We start from the raw sequence: 15,371 nt of genomic DNA on the forward strand, positions 1-15,371 counted from the left end.
GGCAGGCGGAGATACACCGACGGTTACGATCATCGGGTGAGCGTTGTGCAGCCGCCCGAACCGATCCCGGGAGCGCGCCTGCTCTTCTCCCTCGACCCGGCGGTCAGCCACCTCAACCACGGCTCGTTCGGTGCCGTGCCGATCGGGGTGCAGCGGGCCCAGCAGCGGCTGCGCGACGAGATGGAGGCGAATCCCCTGCGGTTCTTCACCGCCGGGCTCGTCGACCGCATCACCCACACCCGCCGGCACCTGGCTGCCTTCCTCGGGGCGGACCCGGACGGCACCGCGTTGGTGCCGAACGCCACGACCGGCGTGGCGGTGGTGCTCCAGTCGCTCGCCCTGAAGCCCGGCGACGAGGTGCTGACCACGGACCACGGGTACGGCGCGGTCGCACTGTCGATCGCCCGGGAGTGCCGCCGGAGCGGGGCTGTCACCCGGGCGCTGCGGGTACCGCTGGAGGCCACCGACGAGGAGATTCTCCAGATCGTCCGCACCGGCCTACGCCCCGGCCGGACCCGACTGTTCGTGGTGGACCAGCTCACCTCCCCCACCGCACGGCTGCTCCCGGTCGCCGCCATCGCGGGGGTCGCCCGCGAGAACGGCGTGCCGATCCTGGTCGACGCCGCCCACGCGCCCGGAATGCTGCCCGCCACCGTGCAGGGCATCGGGGCGGACTTCTGGGTGGGCAACCTGCACAAGTGGGCGTACGCGCCGCGCGGCACAGCCGTGCTGGTGGTGGCCCCGCCGTGGCGGGACCGCATCGAGCCGCTGGTCGTCTCCTGGGAGCAGGAGTCCGGCTTCCCGAGTCGGGTGGAGTGGCAGGCGACGATGGACTACACCCCGTGGCTGGCCGCGCCCGTGGGCGTGTTCACGCTGCGCAGCCTCGGCCTCGACCGGGTCCGCGGGCACAACGCCGCGCTGGCCGCGTACGGCCAACGGGTGCTGGGGGACGCGCTCGGGGTGCGCCCGGCCGACCTGCCGGACCCCGGCGGACCGGGGGTCGCCATGCGGATCGTCCCACTGCCCCCGGGGATCGCCACGACCCTGGACGCGGCGCGGGACCTGCGGGCCCGGATCGCCGAACGGCTCGCCGTCGAGGTCGCCGTGAACGCCTGGGACGGGCGGGGCTGGCTGCGGGTGTGCGGGCAGGTGTACAACTCGGCGCCGGAGTACGAGCGGCTCGCCGTGTCACTCCCCCCGCTGCTCGCGCAACGCTGAGCCCTCCGGCGGCACCTGACACCCCGCACGCGACGGTTCACGAGGCAGCGGGGTCGAGCGGCAGCAGCCGGACCGGTCCACGCCCGACCAGGGCCAGCGGATCGAGGTACACGTCGCCCCGGCGCAGGCCCCAGTGCAGGCACGACGCGACCGGACAGCCGGGGTGCCCGGCCAGCAGGTGACCGATGGGGCCTCCGGCCGGCACCGGGGCGCCGACCTCGACGGCCGGCCGCACGGGCTCGTAGGTGGTCCGCAGTCCGTCGGCGTGCGTCACGGTGACGACCGGTCGGCCGGCGACCGCCCCGGCGAAGGTGACCATGCCGGCACCGGCGGCCCGCACGAGGGCGCCGGGGGTGGCGGCCAGGTCCACACCCCGGTGGCCGGACAGCCACGGCTGCGGCGGCGGGTCGAAGTGCCGCACCACGAGGGGCGGCCCGGGCAGCGGCCAACGGAACGACCCGACCGCCGGCGCGGCGACGTCCGGCCGGGCCGGAGCAGCGGCCACGACCCCGACGGGCCTCACAACGGCGAGCGGGGTGAGCGCGGCACAGGCGTCGGCAGCAGAAAGAGTCCGGTCCCCGGAAGGGCCGGAACCTTCCGACATCCCGACAGGATCTCGTTGATGCGTCACACCGACCCACACCCGGGGTAGTACGTTGCCCGGCCCGGCGTGGCATGCATGCATGGCAGTGGGCACGAACGGCCCACCCACGCGAGCCGGCGCCGAGCCACGTGCCGCCGGGGCGGACGGTACGACCGCCAGCAGGACGACACACAGCAGGCCGAGGCGCAGCGGGGCGACGAGCCGCGACGGAGGTCCCATGGGAGGCACCCTTCCCGAGCGGTCCGCCACGTCGCCACCCCGCCGCGAGCCACCTGTGGACAGTGCTCCCACTGTGGACAGCCCCCGCTTAGGGACCTGATCTGCTATGCGCCACCGGGATCACCAGGCCACCGCCTCCGCACCTAGGCTGGACCGGTGACCGAGGACTGGTACGCGTGGCACGACGACTACGGCGATCCCGACTCGCCCCTGTCCCGCCGGCTCACCGAGGTGCGCCGCCGGGTCGTGGACGCGCTCGACCAGGCCCCGCCCGGCCCGCTGCGCGCGATCAGCCTCTGCGCCGGCCAGGGCCGGGACCTCATCCCCGTGCTCGCGGAACACCCCCGTGGGTCGGACGTGACCGCCCGGCTGGTCGAGCTGGACGCCCGCAACGCCGAGGTCGCCCGGTCCGCCGTCGCGACGGCCGGGCTCGCGACGGTCGAGGTGGTCGTCGGCGACGCGGCGCGCACCGACGCGTACGCCGATCTGGCGCCCGCCGACCTGGTCCTGGTCTGCGGCGTCTTCGGCAACATCCCGGAGGCCGACATCCGGGCGACGGTCGGGCACTGCGCCGCCCTCTGCGCGACCGGCGGCACGGTCATCTGGACGCGGCACCGGCGCGACCCGGACCTGGTGCCGGCGATCTGCGACTGGTTCGCGGCGTCCGGGTTCGAGCAGGTGGCGGTGAGCGAACCGGCGGACGGCGTCGGCGTGGGCGTGCACCGACTGCGGACGGCACCGCGCCCCCTGCCGGCCGGGGTGACGATGTTCGCGTTCGACCGGTAGCACCCCGTGCGACCCGACCTGCGCCGCCGGGGCTCAAGGGCCCGTCCGGCCGGCGAACGACCGGCCGGACAGGGCCTAGGCTTGATCCGCGTCACGGCGGGACCGCCGCCGTCCGGGGCCGGGGAGAGCAGATGACCACTGTGGACGACGTCAGCCGGCCCTCGCGGCTGGCCACGAGTGGACGGCGGCTCCGGGGCGGTACGTGCTGAGCGCCCGCGCCACCGACGCCTCCGGCCGGACCCAGCCGGTGGAGCAGCCGTGGAACCGGGGCGGGTTCGCGAACAACCTCGTCCAGCGGGTCGAGGTCGTGGTGGTGGAGGGATGACGGGCACGGCGGTGGGGGGCCGTGGTGCGTCGGCCGGCGGGGGCGCCGCCGGAACCGGGACGGGTCAGCCGCCGAAGCCGGAGTCGGCGGGCAGCGAGATGTCGGGCTTCTCCAGCTCCTCCACGTTGACGTCCTTGAACGTCATCACCCGGACATTCTTGACGAACCGGGCAGGGCGGTACATGTCCCACACCCAGGCGTCGTGCATCTCGACCTCGAAGTAGACCTCGCCGTCCGAGTTGCGTACGTGGAGGTCGACCTGGTTCGCCAGGTAGAAGCGGCGTTCGGTCTCCACCACGTAGGAGAACTGGCGGACAATGTCGCGGTACTCCCGGTAGAGCTGCAGCTCCATCTCTGTCTCGTACTTTTCGAGATCTTCCGCGCTCATCCCTCTCCGCCTTCCATGACCACATCTTCCCCCACCGGCGCCGAGGGCCGAGGCCGCTCGCCCAACGCCACGCCGACGGTACCCCCTGGCGCGCCCGAGCGCTCCATCGGCTCGTCCGGCCTTGCGCCCATTGGTCGACGTGCCCGGGGCGGGGCGTCGTGCCGGCCGGACACCGCCGCGACGTTCACGTACGAGAACCGGTGCTCCGGGCAGGGGCCGCGCTCGCGCAGCGCCGCCGAGTGCTCGGGAGTGATGTAACCCTTGTGCTCCGCGAAGCCGTAGCCGGGGAACGTCCCGTCCAGCTCGACCATGATCCGGTCCCGGGTGACCTTGGCCAGCACGCTCGCCGCCGCCACGCAGGCCGCCACCTGGTCACCCTTCCACACCGCCAGGCCCGGCACGTCCAGGCCGTCCACGCCGAAGCCGTCGGTGAGCACGTACTCCGGCGGGGTCGGGAGCGAGGCCAACGCCCGGCGCATCGCGGCGAGGTTGCACACGTGCAGACCGCGGGCGTCCACCTCCGTCGCCGGGATCACCACCACGGAGTACGCCAGGGCGCGCGCGACCACCTCCTCGTACACCCGCTCCCGGCTGGCCGGGGTGAGCAGCTTGGAGTCGGCGAGACCCTCGATCTCGCCGCGCCGCCCCTCGGGCAGGATCGCGGCCGCCGCCACCAGCGGACCGGCGCAGGCGCCACGGCCGGCCTCGTCCGCGCCGGCCACGTGCCGGAAGCCGCGCCGCTGCAGGGCGCGCTCCAGGGCGTACAGCCCGCCCTCCCGGCGCACGACGGTGCGCGGGGGCGTCAGCACGACCCACCGCCGTCCAGGCCAGCCGCACCGGGGACGGTCGACGCACCGGGGGCGGTGGCCAACGCCCGGGTCAGCACGGCCGGCAGGTCCGGCGGATAGTAGCGCTCGCCGCTGGCCGCCAGATCCTCCGGAGACCACCAGCGGTGCCCGACGACGCTGGCCCGCTCGACGGCGTCGAAACCTCCCGTGTCGACCTCCCACGCGGCCACCCGGACCAGGAAGAACTCCTGCTCCTGCCGGTACCAGACGCCGTCGAACGGGAACTCGACCGTCTCCGACCAGACCGGCTCGCCCAGCTCGTCCGGCGCGAGCCGCAGGCCCGTCTCCTCGGCCAGCTCGCGGGCGGCGCCGGCCGCGGGGCTCTCCCCCGGGTCGAGCCCGCCACCGGGGGTGAACCAGTACCGGTGCCCGGGCCGGGCCGGGTCGCTGCCGTGGAACAGCAGGATGCGCCCGGCCCCGTTCACGAGCAGCACCCGGGCCGCGCGACGAGGGGTGTAGACGGTCACCGCCCCAGCCTGCCAGACGTCACCGACAACGCCCACGCCCCCACGGTCGCCGGCCAGGTCAGGAACCGGGGATGGCTTCGAACTGCTCCGGCACGCTCAGCCAGCCCGCCCGGTCGAGCGGCCAGAACACGGTGAACGCGCGGCCCACGACCTCGTCCTCGGGAATGGTCGCCTCGTTGATGTCCTGCCCGGACTGCTGCCAGTGCTGCAACGAGTCCCCCGACGCGGACCGGTGGTCACCCATGACCCAGAGCCGCCCCTCCGGGACGGTGACGTCGAAGTCCTGGTCGGCGGGCCTGTCCCGCTCGCCGTCCGAGGAGAACAGGTACGGCTCGTCCAGCGGCGTGCCGTTGATCGTGATCCGCCCCTGCTCGTCGCAGCAGACCACCCGGTCCCCGCCGACGCCGATGACGCGCTTGATGAAGTCCTCGCCGTCCGGGTTGCCGCTCCACGCGGTGGGCGCCTTGAAGACGATCACCTCGCCCCGGTGCGGCGACCGGAAGTCGTACACCAGTTTGTTGACCAGCACCCGATCGTCGATCTGCAGGGTGTTCTCCATCGACGGCGAGGGGATGAAGAAGGTCTGCAGCACGAACGCTCGCACCAGCACCGCGACCAGGATCGCCACGCCCAGGAGAATCGGCAGCTCCTTCCAGAAGGAGCTGCGGGACTTGTCGGTCTGCTCGTCAATCACGCAAGGAGCCTACGTTGCCCGGCTGAACGGCACCGTCCGGAACGCGCGAGACGGAGCAGAGCCGCCAAGAGCGGGAGCAGCAGCACCACACCACCGTCCGGGGTGGGCCGGACGGGTGCCCGGCCGGTCGACACGCTGGCCGGACCGGGGACGTTCGCGAAGGTCTCGGGAACGGACAGCGAACTCCACCGCGACGACGGCCACACCACGCCGAAGGCCCGGCCGACCACGTTGTCGATCGGCACCGGCCCCTGGCAGCGGGCGTCCTGGGAGACGAGGCGGTGGTCACCCATGACGAAGATCTGCCCGGGCGGGACCACGATCTCCCGGAAGCGGCGGGAGCGGCACTCGCGCGGGTTCGGCGGGACGTCCAGCGGCGAGTCACGGACGACGTACGGCTCGTCCAGCGGCGTGCCGTTGACCAGCACCCGGCCCTGCGCGTCGCAGCAGCTCACCCGGTCGCCGGGCAGGCCGATGACGCGCTTGATGAAGTCCTTCTCGCCGGGCCGGCTCACCCCCACCAGGTCGCCGATCGTGGCGCCGAGCTTGCCCACGAAGCCGGGCTCGGGCTGCCCGTCGACCTGCGGGGCCCAGCGGTCGGTGCCCCGGAAGACGACCACCTCGCCGCGGGCCGGGTCCCGTACGTCGTAGACGACCTTGTTGACCAGCACCCGGTCACCGACGAGGAGCGTGTCCTCCATCGAGCCGGACGGGATGAAGAAGGCCTGGAGCAGGAAGGTGCGGATCAGCACCGCGAGGCAGAACGCGACGATCAGCAGCAGCGGCAGTTCCTGCCAGAGCGGCATCTGCCGGCGGGTGCGGCGGGTCCGTCGACGCCACGGATCGACCGCGCCGTCCTCGCTGAGCGTCCGCACCACGCCACTCCCCGGTCCGCAGAAACGACACTACCGCCCGGGAACCTCGTCGAGGCTCCCCGGGCGGCAGTGGACGTCTTCCCCGCCGTGAGGCGGGAGGCCGCCCTGCTGCGCCCGTACGACCAGGGTAGTGCCGTCTGGTCGGTACGACATACGCGCAGCTCGGGCGGCGTGGCGCAGCGCGACGTCAGCTGGGCTGCTTCTCGCGCTTCTCCTTGATCTTGGCCTTCTTGCCGCGCAGCTCACGCAGGTAGTAGAGCTTGGCACGCCGGACGTCACCGCGGGTCACGACCTCGATGCGGTCGATGGCCGGGCTGTTGACCGGGTAGGTGCGCTCGACACCCACACCGAAGCTGACCTTGCGGACCGAGAAGGTCTCCCGCAGACCGTCACCCTGGCGGCGGATGACGACGCCCTGGAAGATCTGGACCCGGGACCGGTTACCCTCGACGACCCGCGCGTGCACCTTGACGGTGTCACCGGCCCGGAAGTCGGGGATGTCAACGCGCTTCGACGCTGCGTCAAGGGCGTCCAGGATGTTCATCGCTGCGTCCTCGTGAGGCTCACGGCGCACCGTCAGTCGGTGCGCGAATGGGTGATTCTGATCCCCGGGTGGTGGCCGGTGGCGCCGACCCCGGTCGAGGACCCTCGCAGCCGCCCGCGGCGCGGCCGACTGCGGCAACCCCTCTACTTTGCCACATCCCCCGGCGGGGGCTGAAATCCGGCCCGCTCCAGCGCGGCGAGGTCCCGCTTGTCGAGGGTCGCCGGGTCGAGGGAGGCCAGCATGTCGGGTCGCCGGTCGGCGGTACGGGTCAACGCCTCGTCGCGCCGCCAGCGGGCGATCCGCCCGTGGTCGCCGGAGCGGAGCACCTCCGGCACGTCCAGGCCCCGCCAGGTCGCCGGCTTGGTGTACATCGGGGCTTCCAGCAGCCCGTGGGCGTGCGACTCCTCGTCCAGCGAGCTCACGTTGCCGAGCACCCCCGGCAGCAGCCGGGTGACCGCCTCCATGATCACCAGCACCGCGACCTCGCCGCCGAAGAGCACGTAGTCGCCGAGGGAGACCTCGGTCACCGGCATCCGGGTGGCGGCGTGGTCGAGCACCCGCTGGTCGATGCCCTCGTACCGGCCGCAGGCGAAGAGCAGGTGCGGCTCGGCGGCCAGTTCGTGGGCCATCGCCTGGGTGAACCGCGCACCGGTCGGCGCGGGCACCAGCAGCCGGGGCGGGTGGACCTCCGGCGGGGCCAGCGCGTCCAGCGCCTCACCCCAGGGCTCCGGCCGCATGACCATGCCCGGCCCGCCGCCGTAGGGCGTGTCGTCGACCGTGCGGTGCACGTCGTGGGTCCAGGTCCGCAAATCGTGTACGGCCAGCCGCAGGGTGCCGTTGGCCCGGGCCTTGCCGATGAGCGACAGGTCCAGCGGAGCGAAGTACTCCGGGAAGATCGACACGATGTCGACACGCATGCGGCATGCTCCAACAGCTTCCGGGCCGGACGGCCTGCGCGGCCGGCCCGGAACCCGGGCCGGTGGCCCCTCCTCAGAGGTCGAGCAGGCCGCCGGGCGGGTCGACGACGACGCGACCGCCGGCGAGGTCGACCTCGGGGACGATCGCCTTGACGAACGGGATCAGCGCGTCCCGGCCGCCGGGGCGGCGCAGCACCAGCAGGTCGGACGCGGGCGCGTGGTCGATCCGCGCGACCTCGCCCAGCCGCTCACCGGCCGGGGTGACCACGGCCAGACCGACCAGCTGGTGGTCGTGGAACTCCTCCGGGTCCTCCGGAGGGGCGACGTCGGCGCTGTCCACGCTGAGCAGGATCCCGCGGAGCGCCTCGGCGACGTTGCGGTCCAGCACGCCCTCGAACGCGACCAGCAGCCGTCCCTGGTGCCAGCGGGCGGCTTCGACGGTCAACTCCTCGGGCACCTGGTAGGCGCCGGGCTCGGTGGGCTCGTTCGCGCCGGGTTCGGCGCCCAGCACGCCATTCGGGGGCACAGCCCGGCGCGAACCGTGCCTCGGGCTCGTCGGTCCGCACCTCCACGGTGACCTCACCGCGGATCCCGTGCGGTTTGCCGATCCTGCCGACGATGAGCAGCATCAGTACGAGTCGACGATGTCGACGCGTACGCCGCGGCCGCCGATGGAGCCGATCACCTGGCGCAGCGCCTTGGCGGTCCGCCCGGACCGCCCGATCACCGTGCCGAGATCCTCCGGGTGCACGCGGACCTCGAGCCGCTTGCCCCGACGGGAGTCGACCAGCCGGACCCGGACGTCGTCAGGGTGGTCGACGATGCCCTTGACCAGGTGCTCCAGCGCCGGACGCAGAGCCACGTCAGGCCTGCTCGCCGGAGTCGCCACCGGCCTGCTCCTCGGTCTTCGGAGCCTCGGCCTCGGCCGGAGCCTCGACCTTGGCGGCGGCCTTCTTGGCCGGCTTGGCCGGCGCCTCCGCCAGACCGGCGGCGGCCTTCGCCTCGGCCTCGTACGCCGCCTTGCGGTCGGCCCGCTCGGGGGCGACCTTCAGCGGCTCGGGGGCCGGCAGGCCCTTGAACTTCTGCCAGTCACCGGTCTTCTCCAGCAGGCGCTGCACCGCCTCGCTCGGCTGCGCGCCCACGGAGAGCCAGTACTGCACCCGGTCCGACTTGACCTCGATCACCGAAGGGTGCTCCTTCGGCTGGTAGATCCCGACGAACTCGATCGCCCGGCCGTCGCGCTTGGTGCGCGAGTCGGCGACGACGATGCGGTACTGCGGGTTGCGGATCTTGCCCATCCGCAGGAGCCGGATCTTTACGGCCACAGTTCTTTCGCTCCTGTTGCGATCTCACCGGCCCGGAACGGGCGGTGCACGGGTGAGCGCCGACCGGCACAGTGGGGTTTGGGCCGGAGACTGCTCGGTGGACTGGCGTGGTGCCCGGGGTAGAGGGCGCCGGACACACGCCGGATACCAGCCAGCCATTCTGCCAGATCGGGTCGGGAACTCTCACACCGGACCGGCCCGGGTCACCCGCCGCCACCCGAAAGTGACCGGAAACACGTCAGCGGCCTCAGCGCGCCGGTGGCCGGTCCCAGCCGGGCGGCAGGTCCCGCGGGGGCGTCCACTCCGCCGGGGGCACGAAGTCGCACCAGGTGCCGTCGAACGGGAACTCCCCCGCCTCGGCCTGCCGGATCACCCGTTCGCCCTCGGCCCGGACCGCCTTCTCGTCGGTCACCCAGTAGTGGTCGGGGAAGGCGAGGCGTTCGAGGAACTCGTCCTCGTCCTTCCACTCCCAGGTCAGGTCCGGGTGGACCACCACGTCGAGGTCCTGGTCGACCATGTCGACCCCGGCCACGGCGCCGTCGTCCCAGCGGACGGCGGGCTCCTCCAGGTTGACGTACCAGCTGGCGAAGCGGTCCTGCGCGTCCCGGAACCACCAGACCGAGTGGGCCGCCCCGGTGGGCAGGAACTTCAGCACCGGCGGCCCGTTCCAGCGCCCACGGGCCAGGCGGTAGGACGAGGTGATCCACTCGGCGAAGGGCACCGCCCGCAGGCCCAGCCCCGCCTCGGTCACCTCGTGCGCCACCGGGGTGTCGCGGGCGACCCAGAGCAGCAGGCCCCGGTCGTCGTCGAGGACCACGCGGGCCGGCCGGACCCAACCGATCCGGCCGTGCCGCACGTTCCGGTGCATGATCAGCCGGCCCGGCGCGAACCGGCCGACCGGACCGCCCGGCCGCACCTCAGTACGCGCGGGCCAGGATCGCGACCAGGTCCGCCTCGTCCTCCGAGTCCGGCACCGAGCCGTCCGCCCGGACCAGGCAGCGGACGGTGACGCCCTGGGCGTTCGCCTCGGCCTCGCCCTGCGCGCCGACCGCCGACCACGGCACCCGGGCCCACCCGCTGGCGGCCGCCTCGATCGCCTCGCCGAGCGTCGACACCTCCCGGGTGCGGGTCTCCCGGTTGGCGAGCGCCTGGTCGTGGAGCGCCTTCTGGTCGGCGTCGAGGGCCGCGAGCACCGCGCCGACCACGTCCGCCACCGGCACCGGGGACTTCGAACCGTCCGTACGCCGCACCACGACCGCGTTGCCGGCGGCCAGGTCGCGGGGGCCGACCTCGACGCGTACCGGATAGCCGCGCAGCTCGGCGTCGACGGCCCGGCGGCCGAACGGGGTGTCGGTGCGGTCGTCGAGCGCGACCCGGACACCGGCGTCGCGGAGGCCGTCGCGCAGCTTGGCCGCCGCCTCGCCGACCCCCTCGCCGTCCTTGACGACCATCACGTACGCCTGGACCGGCGCGAGCTTCGGCGGCACCCGCAGGCCGTTGTCGTCGCCGTGGCACATGATCAGGCCGCCGAGCATGCGGGTCGACGTGCCCCACGACGTGGTCCACGCGTGCTCCCGGCCGCCCTCGGCCGAGGAGTAGCTGATGTCGAACGCCTTGGCGAAGTTCTGCCCCAGCTCGTGGCTGGTGCCCAGCTGGAGCGCCTTGCCGTCGCCCATCATGCCCTCGAGCGTGTACGTCGCGGTGGCGCCGGCGAACCGCTCCCGCGCGGTCTTCAGACCCACCTGCACCGGGATGGCGAGGACGTTGACCATCAGGTCCTCGTACGCCTCGTGCAGGATCCGCCGGGCGTAGGCCCGGGCGTCCTCGCGGGTCGCGTGCGCCGTGTGGCCCTCCTGCCAGAGGAACTCGCTGGTCCGCAGGAAGACCCGCGGGCGCAGCTCCCAGCGGACGACGTTCGCCCACTGGTTGAGCAGCAGCGGCAGGTCCCGGTACGAGTCGATCCACTTGGCCATGAACTCGCCGATGACCGTCTCGCTGGTGGGGCGCACCACGACCGGCTCGGCGAGCTGCTTGCCGCCACCGTGGGTGACCACGGCGAGCTCGGGCGAGAAGCCCTCGACGTGCTCGGCCTCGCGCTTGAGGTAGCTCTCCGGGATGAAGAGCGGGAAGTACGCGTTCTCCGCGCCGGCCGCCTTGATGCGGGCGTCCATCTCGGCCTGCATCCGCTCCCAGATGGCGTAGCCGGCCGGTCGGATCACCATGGTGCCCCGGACCGGGCCGTTGTCGGCCAGCTTCGCCTTGGCGATCAGGTCCTGGTACCAGCGGGGGAAGTCCTCCGCACGGGGAGTGAGCACGCGTGCCATGACCGCACATCCTATGCGCCGTCGGGCCGGTCACCGCCATCGGGCGGCCCGCGGCAGCCGCGCGTCGCCGCCCGGCTGCCGCAAGGCCCCGGGGCCTGTGTCAGGAGGCCGTGCCCGAGTGGGCCGCTCTCCGGAGAGGCGAGTCTCAAGAAAGTCTCAAGAAAGGGCGAGTCTCAGGAAAGGCGAGTCTCGGGCCAGGCGAGTCTCCTGAAACACGCCCTAGACTTCGACCATCATGGGTGAGTTGAGGGAGGCCACGCGGTTGCGCGACGGCATCGTCGACGCGGCGCGGGCGCTGACGATCGCGACCGGCTGGGACGGCGTGCGGATGGGCGCTGTCGCCGCCACCGCCGGCGTGAGCCGGCAGACCGTCTACAACGAGTTCGGCACCAAGGCGGGGCTCGCCGAGGCGCTGGCCCGGCGCGAGGTGGACCGGTTCGTCTCCGAGGTCCGTGCGGCGTTGACCGAGCACGGCGACGACCTGCGTGCCGCCACGTACGCGGCGATCCGGCACACGCTCGCCTCCGCGGCGGACAACCCGCTGGTCAAGGCGATCCTCACGAGCTCGCGGGGCGGCTCGGAGGAGTTGCTGCCGTACCTCACCACCCGCAGCGACCTGGTGCTGGCCGAGGCGTCCGCCGCGCTGATCGAGTGGGCCGAGCGGCACCTTCCCGGCGCCGACCCGGCGGCCCTGGCCTTCGCCGCCGACTCCGTCGTGCGGCTCGTGATCAGCCACATCGTGCTTCCCCAGGCGCCGGTGGACGACACCGCCGAGGCGCTCACCCGCCTCGCCGTCCGCCTGTTCGGCGCCGCCGTCGCACCGGCGTCCTGACACCCGAGGTCCGCCTCGGGTCAACGCACCACGCGGCCGCGGAGGACGATCCGCGCGGGCGTACGGACGACGCGCAGGTCGCGCCGCGGGTCCTCGGGGTAGACGACCAGGTCCGCCAGGCCGCCCTCGACGAGACCGGGGAACCCGAGCCACTCGCGGGCGCGCCAGGAGGCGGCGGCGAGGACGTCCACCGCGGACATGCCGGCCCGCTCGTGCAGCAGCAGCATCTCCTCGGCGGCGAGGCCGTGGTCGATGCCGCCGCCGGCGTCCGTGCCGACGTAGACGGGCACCCCCGCCTCGTACGCGGCGCGCACCACCTCGGGGAAGCGGTCCCGCAGGGCGAGCATGTGGTCGGCGTACCCGGGGAACTTCGCGCGGGCCTGCTCGGCGATACCGCCGAAGGTCTGAATGTTGATCATCGTGGGCACGAGCGCGGTGCCCTGCCGGGCCATCAGGTCGATCAGGTCGAGGCTGAGGCCGGTGCCGTGCTCGACCGAGTCCACCCCGGCCCGCACCATGATCTCGACGGCCGTCTCGGAGAACGTGTGCACCGCGGCGCGTACCCCGGCGGCGTGTGCGGCCTGGACCGCCGCGGTCATGGTGTCCGCGTCCCAGGCCGGCGCGAGGTCACCCACCCCGCGGTCGATCCAGTCGCCGACCAGCTTGACCCAGCCGTTGCCGGCCCGCGCCTGCTCGGCGACCGTCGCGGCCACCTCCGCCGCGCCGACCTCCACACCGATGTCGCGCAGGTACCGCTTCGGAGGCGCGATGTGCCGGCCGGCGCGGGCCAGTCGCGGCAGGTCCGGCTCGTCCTCCAGCTCCGGGTACGGGTACGGCGAGCCGGCGTCCCGGATGGCGAGCACCCCGGCGTCGCGGTCGGTGCGGGCCAGCTCGCGGGCCTGGTCGAGCGAGGTGATCGGGGCGCCGCCACGGGCGATGCCGATGTGGCAGTGCGCGTCGGTCAGGCCGGGCAGCACGTAGCCGCCGTCGACGACGGTCTCCGCTCCGGGCACCGGGTCGAAGGTGACCCGGTCGCCGACCAGCCACAGATCCCGGACCTCGTCGTCGGGGAGGAGCACACCGCGCACATGCAGAGCCATGCGCTCAGTCCTACCGGTTGACTTCCTCCCCCCGTGAAGCGGGGGGACTCCCGTGGCTGAGGCACGTTCATGCCGTCAGCCGTTCGGGGGGTTGGCGCTTCACAGACCGCCCAACGGCGAGGTCTCCACGCCCTGCGACCGCACGCCCTGCGGCCAGGATGTTCTTGGCCGCGTTCACGTCGGCGTGCGCCTGGTGCCCGCAGGCGACGCACCGGAACACCGCTTGGCTCTCGCGGGAGTCCGGAGCGACGTGCCCACAGGCGTGGCAAGTCTGCGACGTGTACGCGGGGTTGACCTTGACCACGGTCGCGCCGTGGTAACGCGCCGAGTGTTCGAGCCGGAGCAGGAACTCACCCCATCCCTTGGACAGAATGGCCCGGTTGAGTCCCGCCTTGGCTGCCACCTTGCGGCCGGGCCTCTCGACGGTGCCCTTCGCGCTAGCAGTCATCCTCTTGATCGGCAAGTCCTCGACAGCGACCAAGCCATGGCTGCGGACCAGCCGCACGGCGGTCTGCGCGGCGAAGTCCACCCGGCGTGCCCGGATACGGGCGTGCAGACGGGCGAGTTGGGCGCGCGCAGCGTCGCGGCGCCGGGATCGACGGTTATGGCCATGCACCTGCCGCGACCGGGCTAGCCGCTGCTGCAACCTCCGGATCCGCTGCTGCTCGCCAGGGGTGGCGAAGGCCCGGTCACGCAGCTCGCCGTCCGATGTGGCGACGGCCACCGCAACACCCCGGTCCACCCCGATCGGGGGTTTGCCGCTCGGGGCAGCCGAGGCGATGCCATCCTCGACGCAGAACGAGATGTGCCAACGGCCGGCGTCCCGGCTGACGGTGGCGTTACGAATGACGCCGCCGAGCGGACGGGTCCACCGAAATCGCACCGGGCCAAACTTCGGCAAACGGACCTCGCCCCAGCGGCGGTTGAGCCGGCGCACCACGATGTGGTTCGGATCGGGGAACCGGAAAGACGGTGCGTTGCGCACCTTGGACCGCCACCGCACCTTCCACGTGCCGTGCGTCCGGCACGCCCGGTCCAAGTCCCGCAAGGTCTGCTGCAATGTGTGGGACGGGGCGTCAGCCAGCCACACGCACGCCGGATCCTTCTTCGCCTCGGCCACCTGCCTTGCCTGCTCCACATAGGAGATGGACGCCCCGCGCCGGCGGTAATCCCGCCGCTGCTCCAACGCCGTGTTCCACACGGCCCGGCAGATGGAGCCGACGCGTTCGGCGTAGGCGGCTTGTTCCTCGGTAAACGCCAGCAGGTAGCGGCGGCCGGTCAGCATTCAGCGGCCCTCTGCTGCTCCATGTACCGCTTCACGTGGGCTGCGTGCAAAGCATTCGGTCACTCCGCGTCGGTGGCGAGTAGGTCGTTCCGCCGGGCGGTCAGCGCCGGCAGGTCGACGGAGACCTTCCACGGCCGCTCGGTGACGAACAAATCCTCGGTGTGGGCGACCTGCTCGTGCTCCCGCCCGCTGCCCAGCGCGTACTCGGTCAGCATTATGCGCTCCTGGAGCGGATCAATCACCCAGTACGACCCGACCCCGGCCTTTGCGTAGACCTTCGCCTTGTCGTAGAGGTCGTGGAACCGGTCGTGCGAGGCGAGCACCTCGACGGCGAGCACGACCTCCGTGACCGGGAGCGGTGACACGTCCGCGCAGCTGGTGCGCATGACCAGGACGTCGGGCCGGAATTCATGGCGTCGGTCGACCGCCACCGAGACATGCAGACTCGGCAGAAGATTTCCGGGGCAGTACTCGCTGACGGCTAGGAGGAGGTTCAGGCACAAGTCTTGGTGCACCGGAGTCCAGTCCAGCATGACCAGGCGACCGGCGATCAGCTCGTACCGGGATTCATCGGGCAGGTGAAGCAGGTCGGTCACAGAGCTCAGGCCGTGGGGCAGCAC

At 72.7% G+C, this 15,371-nt stretch carries 18 protein-coding genes and 2 pseudogenes; 4 read left to right on the top strand and 16 right to left on the bottom strand.

The features are described 5' to 3' along the window. Nucleotides 1-36: 36 nt before the first annotated feature. Entirely contained in the window at nucleotides 37-1,218 is a 1,182-nt protein-coding gene (locus tag HCJ94_RS01935; protein WP_167999216.1) for an aminotransferase class V-fold PLP-dependent enzyme, read from the top strand. A 37-nt stretch (nucleotides 1,219-1,255) separates the two neighbouring features. Here the strand turns inward: HCJ94_RS01935 and HCJ94_RS01940 are convergent, their stop codons facing one another. Further along, on the bottom strand, nucleotides 1,256-1,822 hold the full coding sequence (locus HCJ94_RS01940) for a murein hydrolase activator EnvC family protein (RefSeq protein WP_167999217.1): 567 nt from the start codon (nucleotides 1,820-1,822) through the stop codon (nucleotides 1,256-1,258). 375 nt (nucleotides 1,823-2,197) lie between these two features. On the opposite strand from HCJ94_RS01940, the gene HCJ94_RS01945 reads away from it, so the two are divergent. Both HCJ94_RS01945 and HCJ94_RS30700 read left to right on the top strand, forming a co-directional pair. After that, nucleotides 2,198-2,827 carry a methyltransferase domain-containing protein gene (locus tag HCJ94_RS01945; RefSeq protein WP_167999218.1) on the top strand — a complete coding sequence of 210 codons (630 nt, stop codon included), beginning with the start codon at nucleotides 2,198-2,200 and terminating at the stop codon, nucleotides 2,825-2,827. Between the two features lie 202 nt (nucleotides 2,828-3,029). Beyond that, nucleotides 3,030-3,152: a hypothetical protein gene (locus tag HCJ94_RS30700; protein ID WP_255480865.1), complete on the top strand. Its 123-nt coding sequence runs from the start codon at nucleotides 3,030-3,032 to the stop codon at nucleotides 3,150-3,152. A gap of 64 nt (nucleotides 3,153-3,216) precedes the next feature. Here the strand turns inward: HCJ94_RS30700 and HCJ94_RS01955 are convergent, their stop codons facing one another. From HCJ94_RS01955 to proS, 12 genes and pseudogenes are all read right to left on the bottom strand, one after another. Beyond that, nucleotides 3,217-3,540 (bottom strand): DUF2469 domain-containing protein, encoded by a 324-nt coding sequence (locus tag HCJ94_RS01955; protein ID WP_007075222.1) that lies wholly within the window; start codon nucleotides 3,538-3,540, stop codon nucleotides 3,217-3,219. Continuing rightward, entirely contained in the window at nucleotides 3,537-4,349 is an 813-nt protein-coding gene (locus HCJ94_RS01960) for a ribonuclease HII (protein ID WP_167999219.1), read from the bottom strand. Before HCJ94_RS01960 ends, HCJ94_RS01955 begins: the two co-directional genes overlap by 4 nt. After that, entirely contained in the window at nucleotides 4,343-4,855 is a 513-nt protein-coding gene (locus tag HCJ94_RS01965; protein WP_167999443.1) for an NUDIX hydrolase, read from the bottom strand. Before HCJ94_RS01965 ends, HCJ94_RS01960 begins: the two co-directional genes overlap by 7 nt. A 58-nt stretch (nucleotides 4,856-4,913) precedes the next feature. After that, nucleotides 4,914-5,549: a signal peptidase I gene (gene lepB, locus HCJ94_RS01970; protein ID WP_167999220.1), complete on the bottom strand. Its 636-nt coding sequence runs from the start codon at nucleotides 5,547-5,549 to the stop codon at nucleotides 4,914-4,916. A 9-nt stretch (nucleotides 5,550-5,558) separates the two neighbouring features. Further along, nucleotides 5,559-6,427, bottom strand: a pseudogene (gene lepB, locus HCJ94_RS01975) (signal peptidase I). Between the two features lie 184 nt (nucleotides 6,428-6,611). After that, nucleotides 6,612-6,968, bottom strand: coding sequence for a 50S ribosomal protein L19 (rplS, locus tag HCJ94_RS01980; protein WP_167999222.1), 357 nt, complete (start codon nucleotides 6,966-6,968; stop codon nucleotides 6,612-6,614). Nucleotides 6,969-7,111: 143 nt separating this feature from the next. After that, a complete protein-coding gene (trmD, locus tag HCJ94_RS01985) occupies nucleotides 7,112-7,885 on the bottom strand; it encodes a tRNA (guanosine(37)-N1)-methyltransferase TrmD (RefSeq protein WP_167999223.1) in 774 nt (257 codons plus the stop codon). Nucleotides 7,886-7,958: 73 nt separating this feature from the next. Continuing rightward, nucleotides 7,959-8,511, bottom strand: a pseudogene (gene rimM / locus HCJ94_RS01990) (ribosome maturation factor RimM). 2 nt (nucleotides 8,512-8,513) lie between these two features. Next, nucleotides 8,514-8,774: an RNA-binding protein gene (locus HCJ94_RS01995; RefSeq protein WP_309227107.1), complete on the bottom strand. Its 261-nt coding sequence runs from the start codon at nucleotides 8,772-8,774 to the stop codon at nucleotides 8,514-8,516. After that, a complete protein-coding gene (gene rpsP / locus HCJ94_RS02000; RefSeq protein WP_167999224.1) occupies nucleotides 8,749-9,210 on the bottom strand; it encodes a 30S ribosomal protein S16 in 462 nt (153 codons plus the stop codon). The genes HCJ94_RS01995 and rpsP overlap by 26 nt, the downstream gene beginning before the upstream one ends. A gap of 247 nt (nucleotides 9,211-9,457) precedes the next feature. After that, nucleotides 9,458-10,078 carry a ribonuclease FAU-1 family protein gene (locus HCJ94_RS02005; RefSeq protein WP_167999444.1) on the bottom strand — a complete coding sequence of 207 codons (621 nt, stop codon included), beginning with the start codon at nucleotides 10,076-10,078 and terminating at the stop codon, nucleotides 9,458-9,460. A gap of 49 nt (nucleotides 10,079-10,127) precedes the next feature. Then, nucleotides 10,128-11,534, bottom strand: a complete 1,407-nt coding sequence (gene proS / locus HCJ94_RS02010) for a proline--tRNA ligase (RefSeq protein ID WP_167999225.1) — start codon at nucleotides 11,532-11,534, stop codon at nucleotides 10,128-10,130. Nucleotides 11,535-11,769: 235 nt separating this feature from the next. Here proS and HCJ94_RS02015 point away from each other — a divergent pair, with 235 nt between their 5' ends. Beyond that, nucleotides 11,770-12,366, top strand: coding sequence for a TetR/AcrR family transcriptional regulator (locus HCJ94_RS02015; RefSeq protein WP_167999226.1), 597 nt, complete (start codon nucleotides 11,770-11,772; stop codon nucleotides 12,364-12,366). A gap of 20 nt (nucleotides 12,367-12,386) precedes the next feature. Here HCJ94_RS02015 and HCJ94_RS02020 read toward each other — a convergent pair whose 3' ends face one another. The 3 genes from HCJ94_RS02020 to HCJ94_RS02030 all read right to left on the bottom strand — a co-directional run bounded on the left by HCJ94_RS02020 (nucleotide 12,387) and on the right by HCJ94_RS02030 (nucleotide 15,347). Then, nucleotides 12,387-13,466, bottom strand: coding sequence for an amidohydrolase family protein (locus HCJ94_RS02020; protein ID WP_167999227.1), 1,080 nt, complete (start codon nucleotides 13,464-13,466; stop codon nucleotides 12,387-12,389). Nucleotides 13,467-13,533: 67 nt separating this feature from the next. Next, a complete protein-coding gene (locus tag HCJ94_RS02025) occupies nucleotides 13,534-14,751 on the bottom strand; it encodes an RNA-guided endonuclease InsQ/TnpB family protein (RefSeq protein WP_167999228.1) in 1,218 nt (405 codons plus the stop codon). A 59-nt stretch (nucleotides 14,752-14,810) separates the two neighbouring features. Next, nucleotides 14,811-15,347 (bottom strand): Uma2 family endonuclease, encoded by a 537-nt coding sequence (locus tag HCJ94_RS02030; RefSeq protein WP_309227108.1) that lies wholly within the window; start codon nucleotides 15,345-15,347, stop codon nucleotides 14,811-14,813. Nucleotides 15,348-15,371 lie beyond the last annotated feature (24 nt).

The sequence above is a fragment of the Micromonospora thermarum genome, from assembly GCF_012034245.1.
GTDB classification, from domain to species: Bacteria; Actinomycetota; Actinomycetes; order Mycobacteriales; family Micromonosporaceae; genus Micromonospora; species Micromonospora thermarum.